Consider the following 17,500-nt stretch of genomic DNA (forward strand, 5'->3'; position numbering starts at 1 on the left):
CGGGCATTCCGTGGAACTTTTTCGTGTCAATTTTATTCCTTTTCGTGTCAATTTAGGCTGTATTTTTCCAAATTTGTCAAAACCGGTTATGAAGGATATGATTCCACGAAGTAGAATGTTAGGTAGGTGGAAGGTACTAATATGTTTGTTTTTCACTTTCCAGGTCGCGTTATCCGGGTATGGCCAGGATTATTATTTCACCCATTACCAGGTAGAAAACGGTATTTCCAACAACGCTGTACTCAATATCATCCAGGACCACCAGGGATTTATGTGGTTTGCCACAAAAGACGGGTTAAACCGGTTCGATGGCCTTTCGTTTAAAGTTTTCCGTAATGATCCTTCTTCCGATCGGAGTATTGGCTGTAATTCCATTGTATGCCTATGTGAGGATGACCTGCGGACCATTTGGGTGGGAACGGATAAGGGCATTTTTGCCTATGATGAAACCACGGAAAGGTTTGCCCAGTTTAAACCCGCCGGCGATAAATCCATTACGGCCCTTAAAGTGAGGAATGGTGAATTATGGTATGTTTCCTTTTCAAAGCTCTGGCGGCATAACCTGGCCAAAAGAACAGTAAAATATTATGATGCCGGCAAGGGGGTAACAGCTTATTGCCTGGCCAGGGATGGGGGGCTGTGGGTGTCTACGGTGGCCGGTACCATTGTGCATTACAACAGTGCCGGCGATAGCCTGCGTACCTATGATGTGTTTAACCAGTCTGCCTACACCGTGTCCAAGTACATCAGTTGTATATTTGAAACCGGAGATGGCAATCTGCTGGTGGGTACGTCTAACCAGGGTTTAAAAGCGCTGAACGTAACCACCGGGGGCTACACTGAATTGCTTTCACTCACCCAGTATAAAACCGATATCATGGTGCGCGACATCGTAGCCGTGAAGCCGGGAGAGTACTGGGTGGCCACGCAATCCGGTATTTTCATCCTGAATATGGATCACGGTACTTTCACCAATCTTCGCAAGCACTACAATGATCCTTACTCGCTTTCGGATAATATAGTACATACTTTGTGTAAAGATAAAGAAGGGGGCATGTGGGTAGGCACCTACTTTGGTGGTGCCAATTATTATCCACAGGAATCACTGCATTTTACCCGGTATTATCCCAAGGCCTGCGCGAATTCCATCAGCGGGAATGCGGTGCGCGAAATACACCCGGACCGGTATGGGAACCTTTGGATAGGCACGGAAGATGCAGGCCTCAACCGGCTGGAACTGGCCACCGGCAAGTTTACCCAATTTAGCCCCGAACGTTCGGACCAAAGCGTTTCCTACAGCAACATACATGGCCTGCTGGTAGACAGTAATTACATATGGGCAGGCACCTACCTGCACGGGTTGGATGTGCTGGATGTAAAAACCGGAAAGCGGTTAAAACATTATAATACCGCCAACTCTGGACTGGGCAGCAATTTCGTGTACAGCATTTATAAAACAGGCGCCGGTAAAATGCTGTTTGCAACGGACGACGGTTTGTATAAATATTTGACGGGTAGAAAGGATTTTGAAAGAATAATGGCTGCTCCCAAGGTGTATTATAAAACGGTGTGTGAAGATAAATACGGGGACATATGGACCGGCACATATGGCGATGGGGTTTTTGTGCTGGACAAAAATGAAGGGATTGTGGCGCATTACCAGGCTGCCGCACATAACCACGACAGCCTGCCTGGTGATATTATCAACTATATTTTTAAAGACAGCAGCGGCACCATATGGCTGGCAACGGAAAATGGCTTGTGCAAATTCGACGAGAGAAGGAAAACATTTAAAACTTACAATACCAGCAATGGTTTTCCTGCCAACGTATTGTATGCCATTAAAGAAGATAACACCCATCATTTATGGATCAGTACCTCCAATGGGCTGGTATGTTTTGATCCTGGCAGCGAAACATTGAAGGTGTATAACCGCGCCCAGGGATTACTAACCGATCAGTTTAACTTTAATGCAGCCTACAAAGATAGTGCGGGCCGCATGTATTTTGGCAGTGTAAATGGCATGATCAGCTTTGACCCCAATGCGCCTGCCCGCAATACTTTTAACCCGCCGGTATATATCACCGGTTTCCAGGTGTACAATAAAGAACTGGAAATTGGGAAACAAGGTTCGCCGCTTACCCGGTCTATTACTTACACTGACAAGGTGGTGCTTAAACATAACCAGGCTTCATTCAGTATTGATTTTGCGGCGCTGGGTTTTAGCGCACCAGCCAGCATACAATATGTGTATAAAATGGACGGGCTGGATAATGAATGGACTTATCTCAAAACCAATCGCAGGATTTACTTTACAGAAATGAAATCCGGCAGTTATGTGTTTAACGTGCACACTATCAACGGCAGTTCTATGCCGGGAGGGCAAATGGCCAGGTTGCGCATAGAAATATTACCGCCACTGTGGCTCACCTGGTGGGCCTACGCCTTGTACATGGGTGTGGCCTTGCTGATCGCCTATTTCATCGTGCGTTATTTTACAGACAAGGCCCGCGACCGCAACCGGCGCAGGCTGGAGCGGCTGGCCTTTCAGAAAGAAAAGGAAAACTATGAAGACAAATTAAATTTCTTTACCAATGTGGCCCACGAAATCAGGACACCGCTTACCTTGATCAAAGGACCGATGGAAAACATCATGGACCGTATAGACGAGGTGCCGGCCATCCGCAATAATTTGCAGATCATGAACCGGAATACGGAACGGCTCATACAACTTACCACCCAACTGCTCGACTTTTCAAAAACGGAGGCCAGCGGTTTCCGCTTGTCCTTTATAGATACAGATATTGTACATTTATTAAAAGAAATTTTTGCGGTGTACAAACCAGTGGTGGAGCATAAGGGTATTGAAGTGAAATGGCAGCTTCCCGCCAGCCTCATTGCCAAGGCCGATCCGGAGGCGCTGCATAAGATTGTCAGTAACCTGCTGGATAATGCCGTGAAATATGCGAAATCAAGGGTGGAAATTTACCTGGAAAGCGTGTCTGCCGGGGAAGGCGATTACTACCAGTTGTTAATGAAAAACGACGGTTTTATTATTCCCTATGCACTCCAGGAGGATATCTTTAAAAGTTTCTTCCGGGTAAAAGAAACGGCCAATCAGCCCGGTACAGGCATAGGCTTGTCTTTGTCGCGGTCCTTGGTGCAGTTGCATGGAGGTACGCTCAAATTATTAGCGCCGGATGGCAGCATGAATGCCTTCCTGCTAAGCATGCCCCTGACGCCATCGGACCCTAAGGAAAATAAAAAAGACATGGAATGATGAAGAATAACGATAAGCCGGTGATACTGCTGGTGGAGGATAATAAAGAAATACAGGAGTTCATCGCGGCAAATCTGGAAGACTGCTATGGCATACTCACCGCCATGCAGGGTGCTGCAGCGCTGGAAGTGCTGGCACAGGAAACCGTGCACTTGATTGTGAGTGATGTAATGATGCCAGTGATGGATGGATTTGAACTATGCAGGCGGGTGAAATCTGATGTGGAACTAAGTCATCTTCCGTTTGTGTTACTAACGGCCAAGGATACTCTGCAATCCAAAATTGAAGGGCTGGAACTGGGTGCCGACGTGTATATCGAAAAACCATTTTCCCCTAAATATTTACGGATGCAGATTGCCAGTTTGCTGGAAAACCGAAACAAGGTAAAGGCGCATTATGCCAATTCTCCCATTGCCCTCTTGAAAAGTATGGCGCATAACCGGTCTGATGAAAAATTCCTGGAAATGCTGGATGGATTAATTGTGCAACACATGCAGGATCCGCAACTGGATGTAGAACACCTGGCCAGGTTCTTAAACATGAGCCGGCGCACGCTTTACCGGAAAATAAGCGCCATCACAGATCTTTCCCCCAATGAACTGATAAACCTCAGTAAGCTAAAAAAAGCGGCGGAGCTGGTGATCAATGACCAATACTCCTTGCAGGAAATTGCGGAGATAACCGGGTATAACAGTGCCAAGATTTTTTCCCGGAATTTTGAAAAACAATTTGGTATATCGCCTGCCGAGTATGCCCGTACCAGAACCAAAAAGAGTGAATAGAAAGAATAAGGTATCCCCTTTAATGGCGGTGATACACCCCTGGCCCGGCAGGAAAAGCAGGAATTATGAGGAAATCCCCAAAAATTATTCCCCTTCCAATAGCGGTACACGCTTATGCAGGTGTCTTTAGGATAGCTAGCGGAAGATGCCCAGCAGCATGAAACACGTTATGAATAAGATACGGAAATTATTTGTCCTTCCCTTTTTTGTGGGCATGTTGAGCGCCCATGCGCAGCAAAAAGACCTGGTAGCTTATGCCAATACGCTGCAAGGAACCCATTCCGGATTTTCTCTCAGCCGGGGAATTACCTACATTACCTCGCTACCATTTGGCATGCAGGCATGGACGGCCCAAACCGGTAAAAATGGTGGTGGTTGGAAATATCAGTTCCAGGCATCCACCATCCGTGGTTTTGAGCAAACGCACCAATGCAGCCCCTGGGTGGGTGACTACGGAGTGTTCTCGCTCATGCCGGTGAGCGGCGAACTAAAAGTACAGGAAGATGCCCCTGCCCAGCCTTTCCGGCATGAAGACGAAATGGCCCACCCAGATTATTACAAAGTAACATTTGCCAATAAAGTAACCACAGAGATTACGCCTACGGAAAGGGGAGCGCACATGGGCAGCAGCCCGGCTACACAGCGGGGCATAGCCGATGAAGACAAACCTTTTTCACTCAGTCGCTAATTTCTCTACCCATAGCCTGCATTTCTTACGAATAGGCATGGGTACAATAACGATCGCATGAAATTAAAACCTATGGGTGGTGTGTTGCTGGGCATTTTGCTGGTACAAACGGCCACTGCTCAACAAAATTATTTTATAGACGGCTATCATGGCGGTTTTTACGGGCATTACCCGGACGACTATACGGCGTTTATAAATGAACAACTACAGGCGCATCCTGCCTGGAAGATCAACCTGGAACTGGAGCCGGTAACCTGGGATGCTGTGCAGCGCCGGGAGCCGGAAGCCTATGCCGTGTTTAAGCAAACGATGTCCAGGGAGGCCGCTAATGGACGTATAGAATATGTGAACCCAAGTTATGGACAAAGCTATTTGTACACCGGCTCCGGCGAAAGCATGATCCGGCAGTTTAGCTATGGCATGCAGAAAATTAAAGCCCACTTCCCCGAAGCTACGTTTACCACCTATTCCAGCGAAGAACCCTGTTTTACCAGCGCATTACCCCAGGTATTGTTGTCCTTTGGTATCCATTATGCCGCGCTCAAAAACCCCAACACCTGCTGGGGAGGTTATACGCGTGCTTTTGGCGGGGAGCTGGTGCAATGGCAGGGGCCAGATGGAAGCCAGGTACTAACCGTACCCCGTTATAGCAGTGAGCAACTGGAAAAAAAATCTACCTGGCAAACCACCGCCTGGAATAACAATGTCGGCTATATCCAGTCCGCCCTGGCCGCCGGTATTGCGCATCCGGTGGGTATGTGCCTGCAGGATGCGGGCTGGCGTAATGGACCCTGGTTGAAGGATCATGCACAATATGTTACCTGGCGGGAATACATCGGACACGTGGCCGACCACCGGAAGGCAACGGTATGGAAACTCAGCCAGGAAGACGTGTTGGTAAGCCTGGTGTGGGGAGCCCAGGCCCTGCAGCGTATTGCACAGCAGGTACGTGCTGCAGAAAACAACATTGTGGCGGCAGAGAAATATGCTGCCATGCGCACCTTGCTAGAGCAGCAAGCGTGGCCCCAATATGCCCTGGACAGTGCCTGGAAAAACCTGCTGCTTTCTCAACACCACGATTGCTGGATAGTGCCGTACAATGGGCGTCCCGGCGATACCTGGATAGATAAAGTGCAGGCGTGGACGGATAATACCCGGGCAGTGAGCCATGATATTTTACAACCGCCACCACTGGTCGCCGGACAGCAAATTCGCCTGGTAAACACCACGGTATTGCGCCGCGATGAGTGGGTAACCATCCCCTATTCCTCCCGCACCACGCTGGTGGTAACCGATGCGCAAGGTAAGCCAATACCCTCTTCCCGCAGTACTGATACTACCCTTGTCTTCCACGCACAAGTGCCCCCCATGGGTTTTACCACCTACCGGCTGGTGGAAGGACAGCCCCTGGGGAATACCGCCCATTTAAGCAGCCGCCTGCCCGATGGGAAATATAACATCCACACCGATTTATATCAGGTGGTGATAGACCCTGCAAAGGGTGGGATAATTACCAGTTTGGTAGACAAAAGAGCCGGATCGAAAGAACTGGTGGATGCCGCCAGCAGCCGGGGTTTCAATGAAATGCGCGGATATTTTTACCATGACAGTGCCTGGCATTCCAGCATGGACACCGCTGCCACTGTAACGGTGTTGGAAGACGGGGTAGGCAAAACAACGGTGCAGGTGAAGGGATTTATTGGCCCTCACCCTTTTACCCAACTAATTACACTCGCCAGCGGACAGCCCCGGATAGACCTACAGGTAACCATAGACTGGCAGGGCAATCCTGGCATCGGCGCTTATTCGCAGGATAAAGGTTATCAGGCAGAAAGCCCACAGAAAGCTTTCTACAACGATAGTTGCAAACTGCTGGTACTATTTCCGGCTAATCTGCAACAGCAACAGGTGCATAAAGACGCACCCTACGATGTTACCACCAGTCGTTTGTCTAACACCTTTTTCAACAGGTGGGACAGCATTAAAAACAACGTACTGCTGCACTGGGTGGATGTAACTGATGGCGCTGGCCGCGAAGGCCTGGCGGTGTTCAGCGATCATACCACCAGTTATGTGCATGGCGAGCATTACCCGCTGGGGTTCACGCTGCAATATAGTGGTAGGGCGCTGTGGGGCCGCAACTATACCATCACCGGTCCTACCACGGTACATTATGCTTTGCTGCCCCACCAGGGCAACTGGGAACAGGGCGGCGTTGCTGCGGAAGAAACTAAATGGTGCGCCCCCTTGCAGGTAGTACCGGGCGATAGCAAGGCTACGTTTTCCCTGTTTTCTGTAACAGATACGCGCTGGCAATCGCCTGCCGTGATGATAGATGGTAAAGACCTGCTTATCCGCCTGTACAATGCAGCGGGCGACGATAGGCCGCAGGAAATACGGCTGAATGGCAAGGCTACGCAAGCCTTGCTGGAGCAACTGGATGGCCGCTTATTACAGTCGCTTAAAATAACAAACATTACCAATGGGGGATGCGTCGTGAAAGTGGCTATGCCGCGTTTCGGCATCCGTACGCTGCGATTTAAAAATGTAACCATCAACCGATAAACAAACATACGTTATGAAGAAATTCTTGTATGCCATGGGCCTTATTGCTGCTACATTGCCGGCAAAGGCTCAGGCCCCGGTAAAACCCTTCCAGTCAAATGACCGGGTGGTTTTCGTGGGCAATAGCATCACCGAAGCCGGTGCTTATGTATCCTATATTTACCTCTACTACATGACCCACTTCCCTGGTCGCCCGCTGGTCATCATGAATGCCGGCGTAGGAGGAGATCGCGCAGGCGATATTTACCGCCGGTTGGAATACGATGTGCTGGCCAAGCATCCCAATGTGATTGTGCTGACATTCGGCATGAATGACACGGGATATTTTGAGTTTAATGGTGACAATGCAGCCGAGAAGACCAAAGAACGCATCGCCCTGTCGCACACTGAATTCAATAAAATAGAGGCCCGCCTGTTACAGTTGCCCTCCGTCACCAAAATACTGATGGCCTCCTCGCCATACGACGAAACATCTAAGTTTAATAACAACGTTTTTAAAGGAAAGCAAAAGGCCATGCTGGAAATAGCCAACTTCCAGGAAGCCGCTGCACAGGAGCATCACTGGGGCTTTGTAGACCTGCTGCGCCCACTCACTACGATCAACGAAAAGCTCCAGGAAAAAGATCCCAACTTTACCCTTATTGGTCCAGACCGCATACACCCGGGCAATGCCGGCCACCTTGTAATGGCGGCCCAGTTCCTTAAAGACCAGGGCCTGGCGGGCAAGCCCGTAGCCAATGTGCAGATAGACGCTGCTGCTGCCAAAGTGAAACAGGCAGAAAACTGCCAGGTAAGCAAACTGGCCGTTACCAGCGGCAACCTGCATTTCACCTATCTGGCCCAATCGCTGCCCTTCCCGTTAGACACCGTATCGCGCATTTTTGGCAATAGCCAGAAACAGGTAGACGCCCTGCAATGGATACCTTTTACCGAAGAATTTAACCAGGAAATATTACAGGTACAGGGATTGGCCGATGGCGATTATACCCTGAAGATGGATGGTCACGTAATAGGCCACTGGCCGGCAGCAGCATTTTCCCAGGGCATTAACCTGGCCTTGCAGCCGGAAACGCCGGAATACAAACAGGCCCAATCTATCATGACGCTGAACATGCGCCGCGCAGAAATAGAAGCCCGCTTCCGTTCCTACGCCTGGATACAGGGCAACTACCTGGACAAAAGAGGCATGCGCATGCAGGACGATGCTGCCGCGCTGGATACCATTCGGCTGTATGCAAAAACCGATGGCTTCCTGCGCTTCCATTCCGGCAACTACGAAACCGCCCAATATAAAGAATTGCGCGACGTATGGCAGCAGGAAATTGATACGATTATAAAACTGGTTTATAAGCTGGACAAACCCGTTCCCCATCAAGTAGAGATTGTAAAAAATTAAGGAAGTGAGAAAAAATTGTATTGTTAGCATAGCGCTATGGCTGGCCTTTCCTGCCATAGCGTTTACACAGGTACCGGACAAAACGCCCGCAGCTTATGTAAATCCCTTCATTGGCGCCAGCACCAGCGTGGGTGCGGCAGGTATCTATCATGGCCTGGGCAAAACATTTCCCGGCGCCGCCACCCCATTTGGCATGGTGCAGCTTAGCCCCAACACCATTACCGGCGGCGACAACGGCTCCGGATATAGTGACGAACATAAAACCATTGAAGGTTTTGCCTTCACCCAAATGAGCGGGGTAGGTTGGGGAGGCGATCTGGGTAATTTCCTGGTGATGCCCACTACCGGCCCTTTGCAAACGGCCAGCGGTCCGATAGACCACCCCGAGCAAGGCTACCGTTCTACCTACGCCAAAGACCAGGAGCATGCTTCAGCGGGCTACTACAGCGTACAGCTTACCGAACAGCCTATTAAAGCCGAAATGACGGCTGCCCCTCACAGCGGCATCATGCGCTTTACCTTCCCGGAAAATGCACAGTCCCGCATTCAGATAGACCTGGCGCGCCGCGTGGGCGGCACTGCTACCTGGGAGGAGGTGAAGGTGGTAGACGATCATACGATAGCCGGCTACATGCGCTGTACGCCCGATGGCGGCGGATGGGGCGATGGTGTGGGCAAGGCAGACTACACCGTATATTTCTATGCGCAATTCAGCAAACCACTCCGGCACTTCGGAGTATGGAGCGCCGATATTCCGGACACCTGGGGCCGCAAACTGGAAGATGTAACCAGTGAGCGCTATCAGCAGCAGGTGGCCAAAGCGGCTGTATTGCCGGGACTACGCGCCAAAGCGGGCAAGCACCTGGGCTTTTACACCGAATTTGCCACCACCAGCCAGGAAACGGTGATGCTAAAGGCAGGTATATCCTTCGTGAGCATTGCCGGCGCAAAGGCCAATCTAAAGGCAGAGATCCGCAACTGGGATTTTGAAAAGGTACAACAAGCGGCCAGTAAACTATGGAACAATGCATTGGGTAAAATGAAGGTAACCGGTGGTACGGAGGAAGAGAAAACCGTGTTCTACACGGCCCTGTACCATAGCATGATAGACCCACGCATGTTTTCCGACGTAACCGGTCAATATCCCGGGGGGGATGGAAAAGTGCATCAGCAGGTGGGCTTCCGGAAACGCACGGTGTTCAGCGGCTGGGATGTATTTCGCAGCCAGTTTCCCTTGCAGACCATCATCAATCCTTCGGTGGTAAATGATATGATAAATTCCCTGGTAACCCTGGCCAGTGAAAGTGGGCAGCATTATTTAGAACGCTGGGAATTGCTAAATGCCTATAGCGGCTGTATGATCGGTAACCCCGGTATTTCCGTGATCACCGATGCATACGCCAAAGGCATCCGCAATTTTGATGCGCAGCAGGCCTATACCTTTGCGCGCAATACCGCAGAGAAATTTAACAACGGCCCACAAGGCTATAGCAGCGGCGGGTTAAGTATATCCCTGACATTGGAATATGCCTATGCCAACTGGTGCCTTGGCCAGTTGGCCCACCTGCTGAACAAGGCAGACGATGCTGCCCGCTACACGTCACGGGGCGGCGAGTATAGAAATGTATATGACCCAACGGTAGGCTGGTTTCGCCCGCGCAATGCGGATGGAAGCTGGCAGGCCTGGCCCAAGGAAGGCCGCATGTTGCAAGGATACGGCACCATTGAAACAAATCCTTACCAACAGGGCTGGTTTGTACCCCAGGATGTACCGGGCATGGTGGCGCTCATGGGCGGAAAAGAAAAAGTACTGGCAGACCTGGATACCTTCTTCGCAAAGGTGCCTGAAAATATGATGTGGAACAATTATTACAACCATGCCAACGAACCGGTACACCACGTACCCTTTCTTTTCAACGAGCTAGGCTCGCCCTGGCTTACCCAAAAATGGACCCGTGCCATTTGCACCCGCGCTTATCACAACTCTGTAGAAGGCCTGGTGGGTAATGAAGACGTAGGGCAGATGTCTGCCTGGTACGTGCTGGCTGCCAGTGGCCTGCACCCCCTCTGCCCTGGCAGTACCCAGTATGAGATTACCAGCCCGGTATTCAGCAGCATAACCTTTACCCTGGATCCGGTTTATGCGCAGGGAAAACAATTTACCGTCGTGGCCCGTAACAACAGTGCTGAAAATGTGTACATTCAACATGCCTGGCTGAATGGGCAGCCCTATACGCACAGTTATCTTGAGCATGCCGATATTATGAAGGGCGGGAAGCTGGAACTGGAAATGGGTCCCCTGCCGGCAAAAGATTGGGGCATCCGGTAAAAAAAATTGAAAAGTGAATGGCGGTATTGGTTTACTGAGGTGACATTAGTCTAGAATAGCCAGACTGCTGAAAAGTAGTCCCTGATACCGTAGAAGCGCCGCCAAAAACTTGTTTTTGGCGGCATCATCATATATTCCCGTTATTAATTTAACATTTTATCACCAGAGCGCGATGCTCTCCCACGTACCACACGTTATGAATTTAAAATGTATGCTTCCCGTAAGTTTGGGGCTGGGGATACTGCTGATGGGTGCCTGCAGTAAGAAAAACTTCCTGGACCAGACTGAGACTACTGACCTCAATGAGCAGACGGTATTCTCCGACAGTGCCCGTACTGTGGAATTTCTGAACAATATTTACGTTGACATTGGTTTTTCCGAAAACGTTACCCGTTTTGGGAATGGGGGCCTGGATGCAGCCAGCGACGAATCTGAACCCCAGAAATCGGCGTCCGTGACCACCTCTGTGCAATTTGCCACCGGCACTGTAAACCCGGCCATTATTACTGGCGACGCCTGGAATACTTGTTATGCAGACGTGCGCCGGGTAAACGTATTACTTAAAAATTTGCCCAAAGCGCCCCTGCCTTCTTATATCCGCAATGCCATGGCGGGGGAAGCTCATTTCCTGCGCGCCTGGTATTACGCCACGCTGCTCAAACATTATGGCGGTGTGCCAATAGTGGGCGATACCATTTATAGCGAAACAGATAAGATATCCGCCGTGCGCAATACATACAAAGAATGTGTGGATTATATCCTGTCTGAATGCGATCTTGCCTATGGTGCCCTTCCCTTAACACGGGTGCGGGAAGATTATGGCCGCGCCAGCGGCGGCGCTGCACTGGGGCTGAAATCAAGGGTACTGCTGTATGCCGCCAGCCCGCTTTTTAACGGGGGCAACATTGATCCGCAAAATCCGCTCACCGGTTATACCGATAACGATCCTGAACGCTGGAAACTGGCGGCAGATGCAGCCAAGGCGGTGATGGACGCCAACGTTTATTCCTTATACGAAGACAATACTACTGCACCGGGTTATGGTTTTTACTATGTATTTACCCAACGGGTGAATACCGAATACCTGCTGGCTAAAATGCAGTCAGCCAACAAAGAGTTGGAAGCCGCCTGGCAACCGCCATCCCGCAACGGGGGCACCGGTGGATTCCCTTACCAGGAAACCGTTGATGCTTTTGGCATGGCCAATGGGTTGCCCATCACCGATCCTGCCTCCGGCTACGATCCGCAAAATCCTTATGCTGGCCGCGATCCGCGTTTTGCTTATTCCATTATCCGCGATCAGACCCTGCTCATTCAAAATAACAACCTCAAAGAAGCCGTCAATATTTACCTCACCGCAGATGGTAAAGCCTCCAGCCAGGATGCCGTACACGCCGGTACGCCCACGGGTTATTATACCAACAAAATGCTGGATGCCAACATTGCGGCTAACAATATCCACAACTCTGCGCGTTGTTTTCCTCTGATACGTTATGCAGAGATCCTGCTCAATTTTGCAGAGGCCACCAATGAACACGACGGCCCGGAGCAAGCTGTGTACGATGCTATAAACCTGGTACGCAGGCGCGCAGGACTATCGCCATACGAGCTGCCGGAAGGCCTTAGCAAAGACGACATGCGCAAAGCCATACAGGCAGAAAGGCGCGTGGAGCTGGCCTTTGAAGGCCACCGTTTCTGGGACGTAAGAAGATGGAAGATAGCCGGCACCACAGAAGGCTTGCAGATGAACGGTATGGAAGTAAGAAGGGACGGCAATAATGTAACCTATACCATCTTCCCCGTGCGCAAACATAATTTCCGCGATGCCATGTACTTCTGGGCCATCCCACAAAGCGAAACGGCTAAGTCGCCCGAACTGAAACAAAATCCTTCCTGGTAAAAGCTATAGCATGACAACCAAAAATTTATTCCACCGTGCGGGTCATCTCTGCATTGTACTGTTACTGATGCTGGCTGGCAGTTGTAAACAAAGTGAAGTAGTGGTAGCAGAAGCGCAGAAAGATATCTCTGGTGATTGGCGCATTAGCAAAGCAGTGCGCAATGGTATTGACATTACCACCCTGGCCGATTTTTCTCAATTCCGCATACACTTCACAGCAGACAATAAATACAGCCTGGAAAATCCGCTGCCCTTTGTGGTGAGCAAAGATGGCAGTTATTCCTTAGACGATCCGGCCTATCCCTTCCGCCTCACTTTCACGCCCACGGGCGATAGTGCTGTATCCACCACCTTTAATTACCCGGTGGTGAATGGGGCGAGAACCATCGTCTTTTCTTTCAGCCCCGGCTGCTCGTCAAACACTTATCTGTACACGCTGCAACGGGTGCAGCCTTAAACCTTTTATTCCACGATATGAAAAGATATAGCTACTGTTTGCTACTGCTGGCCGTATTGGCAATTGCAGGTTGCGTGTTCCTCGATGGGGTAGACCAACCTGCCTCCGTTAAGGCCGGAGAAGACTTTACCATAGTGATGCACAACCGGCTGGATGTGGCCGATGGCGGACGTTCCAACGAGCGCCTCATCATTGCCTTCCTGGCACCTAAAAGCTGGGCCGCCGCTGCTCATACCAGCGTCACCTTCACCACCACCACCTATGGCAATGGCAAAATGGTGCCTGTACCCGCTACGGTGTTGGCCAACACTGGCCTGAACTGGCCGGCTGCTCTCAAAACCCGTTTCGGTATGGGTGGCAACTACATGGTAGACGACCTGGAATGGGTAGTTTTCTGGACGGAGCAAACCTACAATGTACCACAGGGGGTGAAAGATAAAATAGACGTGACCATCGTTACCACGGCAGGACCAGAAAACACCCAGTTTAAAACTGGTTATTTCCTGGGTACCAGCAGCGAAGGCCTGAGCGATCTCTTTGGTACCAATAATGTGTACAAATCGCTCTTCAAAGACTGCTTCCAGGTAACAGATGGGGAGGGCGACCTGATAGATTTCTGCAACCCGCAGATTGCCGCCGTTACGCCGGGACAGGCCACAGATAATGATATGCTTACCATCAGTTTCGACCCCGATGTGGTGTCCACTGCGCTCAGTACCGTAGGCAGCATTTATCTATGTGCCAAAGCCTATACCAGTGATGGCCAGGTGCTGGACGCCTGTGCCTCCACCGCTGCCACGCAACTATTGGCCTACACGGGGAATAAGTCGGCCATTACCTTATGGCCAAGAGGATTCTTTCATGTTGCCGATGGTCAGACACTGACTAAGATCGAATACTATTTCACAGACGCCACCGGCAGCATCAAGGTGGGATATGGCAATACCGCCAGTCCTTTTGTCTACACCTTTAAATGCCAATAATTCCCGTTATAAAAACAGATACAATGGCTCAACGCTATACGCAACAATATTTTCCTGTTTTGCTGCTTTGTTTCCTGGCTTTTGCCATGCCGGGACGATTGCTGGCGCAGGACAGCGCCGGAGTGGCCGGGCTGCTGTACGATCCTTATGGCCATCCCTTGGCGGGGGCTAAGGTAGTGGTAAGAGGTAACTCCGACACCACCACCACCGACGAAACAGGCCACTTTACCCTGCGCGCCCACCCGCAGCAAACCCTGTTGCTGCAACACAGCGGCTACAATACCATCGCCTATAAAGTAAAAGGGTATGATACATTATACCTGCGCATGGAAGAAAGTTTCCTGCAATCGCCATCGCGCATACCCGTGTTATATGGTGAGGCCTCTCCCCGCAGTATGGTGGGCGCGGTGTCTACGGTATATACTAACCAGCTTAATACCACGCCAGCTACGCTATATGCCTACGCGCTGCCAGGCCAGTTGGCAGGGCTTTATACACAACAGAACAGCGGCTTTCGCAACCCTTCTGCCGCTGCGAACTATAGCGTAGACATCTTCGTAGGCAACCGGCCCAAGCCCGGTGCGGGAGAAGTGAGTGATAATACAGAAATTGGTCTTTCCCTGAGAGGACAATCGCCGGTAACCATCGTTGATGGGGTACAGCGGGAAGTGTATTCTATAGACCCGGAAAACATCGAATCTATTTCGGTGCTGAAAGACGCGCTTTCCACCATTTTGCTGGGCCAGCGCAGTTCGCGCGGCATATTACTGGTCACTACCAAACGTGCACAGCCCGGTAAACCCCGGTTATCCTTTACCGCGCAAACCGGCATACAGGAATCCCTGAGCCTGCCCAAGCCTTTGCCAGCCTGGCAATACGCTTACCTGCTCAATGAAGCCCTGCAAAACGATGGGAGCAATCCTTTATACACCGCCGCAGATTTTGATGCCTACCGCCATCATACCGATCCTTATGGACATCCGGATGTAAACTGGTACAACACCATCCTGCGCAACAACGCGCCCATGTCGCGTTACAACCTGGGTATTAACGGAGGCGGCGCGGTGGCGCGTTATGCCGTTTCGCTCAATTATACGGACCAGCAAGGCATGTTCCGCGAGTCGGGCAGCGAAAATTATGGTACCAACGCCCGCCTGAAACGTTACCTGATTAACACTGATGTAAACATCAACGTAACCCGCAACCTGAATGTGGGCCTGCAAATCTTTGGCCGCATTCAGGAAGGCACCCAGCCGGGCGCTACTACCAGCAGCCTGCTGGGGACCCTGCTGGCCCTGCCCAGCAATGCCTATCCCGTGCATAACACTAATGGCACCTGGGGTGGCACCCCCAACCTGACAACCAACCTGCTCGCCCAAACGGTGAACAGTGGTTATATACAGGACAATACCAAAGACGTGATGGCCAACGTAGATGTAAAGTATGACCTGGGTTCCGTACTCGCCGGGCTTTCCGTGGCCGTAAAAGGCAACCTGTCTATCCAGTCAGATAATGCCATCAACCGCAGCAAACAAGACCTCGTGTACCGCATGACGGTAAGCCAGGGCGATACCCTGTTTACCAAAGCTGGTAGCGCCGTGGCACAGCAAAATAGTTTTATACCGGTGTTTAACGGGCAGGCTTTTTTCGGGCAGGCATCACTACTGTACGATCGCAGTTTTGGCCAGCATGGTGTTCATGCAGCCCTCTTCGCCGATCGCCGGCAAACGATCTATAACTACGACCTGCCAGGTGTAGCGACTAACCTTTCCGCAAAAGCAGGCTATCAATATGCAGATAAATATTTCATAGACGGTGCCATTAACCGTAGTGGATTCAACCGCTACAAACCCGGCCACCAGTATGGCACCTTCTACGCCGCCGGCATTGGCTGGGACATTGCCCGGGAAAAATTCCTGGAAGATGCATCCTCCTGGCTGGACCAGTTAAAAATACGGGCCACCTACGGCCACACCGGTAATGGTACGGACAATTCCGGCTACTACATCTGGCGCCAGGATTTTGCTGAAAACAACGGCATTGGCGGCGGCATCTACTCGCAAGGTACAGTGCGCTCTGCCGCTTCCGGGTATTATGAAGATGGTTTGGCCAACGTGAATATATCCTGGGAAACGGCGAAGAAGATGGATGCCGGTATAGATATTTCCCTCTTCCACAACAAATTGCAGATAACGGGCGATTACTACCACGACCGTTATGAAAACCTCTTGCAGATAAGGGGTAAAAACCTTGCCCTCACCGGCATTGATTACCCACCGGAAAATATTGGTATTGATCTTTACCAAGGTGGTGAATTATCCATCACCTATAAAGGCCGCGTTAACGCCTTTAATTACTTCATCACCGCCAATGGTAACCTGATGCAAACAAAGGTGATTTTCATGGATGAACAGCGCCGTGACTATAACTGGAACAAACGTACCGGACAGCCGATCGGCATGATGTTCGGCTACGTTGCCGATGGGCTGTTCCAATCTGCAGAAGAAGCTACCGGCAGCGCCAAGGTAACTGGCGACAAGCCCCAGCCCGGCGATATTAAATACAAAGACCTGAATGGAGATGGGGTCATCAACCAGTTTGACGAAGCCCCCATTGGTACCTACAAGCCCCGCATATATTACGGCCTTACCGCTGGGTTCTCCTGGAAAGGTTTTGATGTGAGCGCAATACTGCAAGGGGTGGCCAACCGGAGTAACTATGTGGCCAACTTCCAGACGGAAGCCGGCTTCCAGTTCCTGAACTTCAGTTATGGCCAGGCCTACCAGCAGGTTACCGGCCGCTGGACGCCAGAAACGGCCGCCAAGGCTACTTATCCAAGGCTCACGGCAGATGCCAATTTTAATAATAACAAGTATACCTCCTCCTACTGGATACGCAATGGCAGCTATTTCCGCCTCAAAAATCTTAGCATCGCTTACAACCTGCCCCTGGCCTGGGTGAGCCGCCTGAAGCTGGGCAGTATAAAAGTGTTTGCCAATGGAGAAAACCTGCTCACCCACGCGGCCTACGATTTTGTAGACCCTGAAGTGGGTGTAGGGGCCTATCCTATTCAGCGGGTGTTTAACACCGGTATCAATATTAAATTTTAGTGTCGCTAAA

10 protein-coding genes are annotated in these 17,500 nt (G+C 50.8%); all 10 read left to right on the top strand.

Annotated elements, in window-relative coordinates; genetic code table 11:
* Positions 1 to 145: 145 nt before the first annotated feature.
* Positions 146 to 3,280 (top strand): ligand-binding sensor domain-containing protein, encoded by a 3,135-nt coding sequence (locus GA0116948_RS04570; RefSeq protein WP_165798404.1) that lies wholly within the window; start codon positions 146 to 148, stop codon positions 3,278 to 3,280.
* Positions 3,277 to 4,062 carry a response regulator transcription factor gene (locus tag GA0116948_RS04575; RefSeq protein ID WP_089709425.1) on the top strand — a complete coding sequence of 262 codons (786 nt, stop codon included), beginning with the start codon at positions 3,277 to 3,279 and terminating at the stop codon, positions 4,060 to 4,062. The genes GA0116948_RS04570 and GA0116948_RS04575 overlap by 4 nt, the downstream gene beginning before the upstream one ends.
* A 169-nt stretch (positions 4,063 to 4,231) precedes the next feature.
* Positions 4,232 to 4,750, top strand: coding sequence for a hypothetical protein (locus tag GA0116948_RS04580; protein ID WP_165798405.1), 519 nt, complete (start codon positions 4,232 to 4,234; stop codon positions 4,748 to 4,750).
* A 57-nt stretch (positions 4,751 to 4,807) separates the two neighbouring features.
* Positions 4,808 to 7,315, top strand: a complete 2,508-nt coding sequence (locus tag GA0116948_RS04585) for a glycoside hydrolase family 38 N-terminal domain-containing protein (RefSeq protein WP_089709426.1) — start codon at positions 4,808 to 4,810, stop codon at positions 7,313 to 7,315.
* A gap of 13 nt (positions 7,316 to 7,328) precedes the next feature.
* On the top strand, positions 7,329 to 8,711 hold the full coding sequence (locus tag GA0116948_RS04590; protein ID WP_089709427.1) for an SGNH/GDSL hydrolase family protein: 1,383 nt from the start codon (positions 7,329 to 7,331) through the stop codon (positions 8,709 to 8,711).
* Positions 8,712 to 8,715: 4 nt separating this feature from the next.
* On the top strand, positions 8,716 to 11,040 hold the full coding sequence (locus GA0116948_RS04595; protein WP_089709428.1) for a GH92 family glycosyl hydrolase: 2,325 nt from the start codon (positions 8,716 to 8,718) through the stop codon (positions 11,038 to 11,040).
* 211 nt (positions 11,041 to 11,251) lie between these two features.
* Entirely contained in the window at positions 11,252 to 12,940 is a 1,689-nt protein-coding gene (locus GA0116948_RS04600; protein ID WP_089709429.1) for a RagB/SusD family nutrient uptake outer membrane protein, read from the top strand.
* Positions 12,941 to 12,950: 10 nt separating this feature from the next.
* Positions 12,951 to 13,397: a DUF5004 domain-containing protein gene (locus GA0116948_RS04605; protein ID WP_089709430.1), complete on the top strand. Its 447-nt coding sequence runs from the start codon at positions 12,951 to 12,953 to the stop codon at positions 13,395 to 13,397.
* Between the two features lie 17 nt (positions 13,398 to 13,414).
* Positions 13,415 to 14,380, top strand: a complete 966-nt coding sequence (locus GA0116948_RS04610; protein WP_089709431.1) for a DUF4961 domain-containing protein — start codon at positions 13,415 to 13,417, stop codon at positions 14,378 to 14,380.
* 23 nt (positions 14,381 to 14,403) lie between these two features.
* The gene (locus tag GA0116948_RS04615; protein WP_240619175.1) at positions 14,404 to 17,490 is read left to right on the top strand and encodes a SusC/RagA family TonB-linked outer membrane protein; all 3,087 of its coding nucleotides are present in this window, start codon (positions 14,404 to 14,406) and stop codon (positions 17,488 to 17,490) included.
* Positions 17,491 to 17,500 lie beyond the last annotated feature (10 nt).

The organism is Chitinophaga costaii (genome assembly GCF_900094705.1).
Lineage (GTDB): Bacteria > Bacteroidota > Bacteroidia > Chitinophagales > Chitinophagaceae > Chitinophaga > Chitinophaga costaii.

What these genes read in the sequence shown, in the direction of transcription:
- GA0116948_RS04615 (WP_240619175.1), top strand. Translation starts at nt 14,404, where the DNA reads ATGGCTCAACGCTATACGCAACAATATTTTCCTGTTTTGCTGCTTTGT.
- GA0116948_RS04610 (WP_089709431.1), top strand. Translation starts at nt 13,415, where the DNA reads ATGAAAAGATATAGCTACTGTTTGCTACTGCTGGCCGTATTGGCAATT.
- GA0116948_RS04585 (WP_089709426.1), top strand. Translation starts at nt 4,808, where the DNA reads ATGAAATTAAAACCTATGGGTGGTGTGTTGCTGGGCATTTTGCTGGTA.
- GA0116948_RS04605 (WP_089709430.1), top strand. Translation starts at nt 12,951, where the DNA reads ATGACAACCAAAAATTTATTCCACCGTGCGGGTCATCTCTGCATTGTA.
- GA0116948_RS04600 (WP_089709429.1), top strand. Translation starts at nt 11,252, where the DNA reads ATGCTTCCCGTAAGTTTGGGGCTGGGGATACTGCTGATGGGTGCCTGC.
- GA0116948_RS04580 (WP_165798405.1), top strand. Translation starts at nt 4,232, where the DNA reads ATGAATAAGATACGGAAATTATTTGTCCTTCCCTTTTTTGTGGGCATG.
- GA0116948_RS04575 (WP_089709425.1), top strand. Translation starts at nt 3,277, where the DNA reads ATGATGAAGAATAACGATAAGCCGGTGATACTGCTGGTGGAGGATAAT.
- GA0116948_RS04590 (WP_089709427.1), top strand. Translation starts at nt 7,329, where the DNA reads ATGAAGAAATTCTTGTATGCCATGGGCCTTATTGCTGCTACATTGCCG.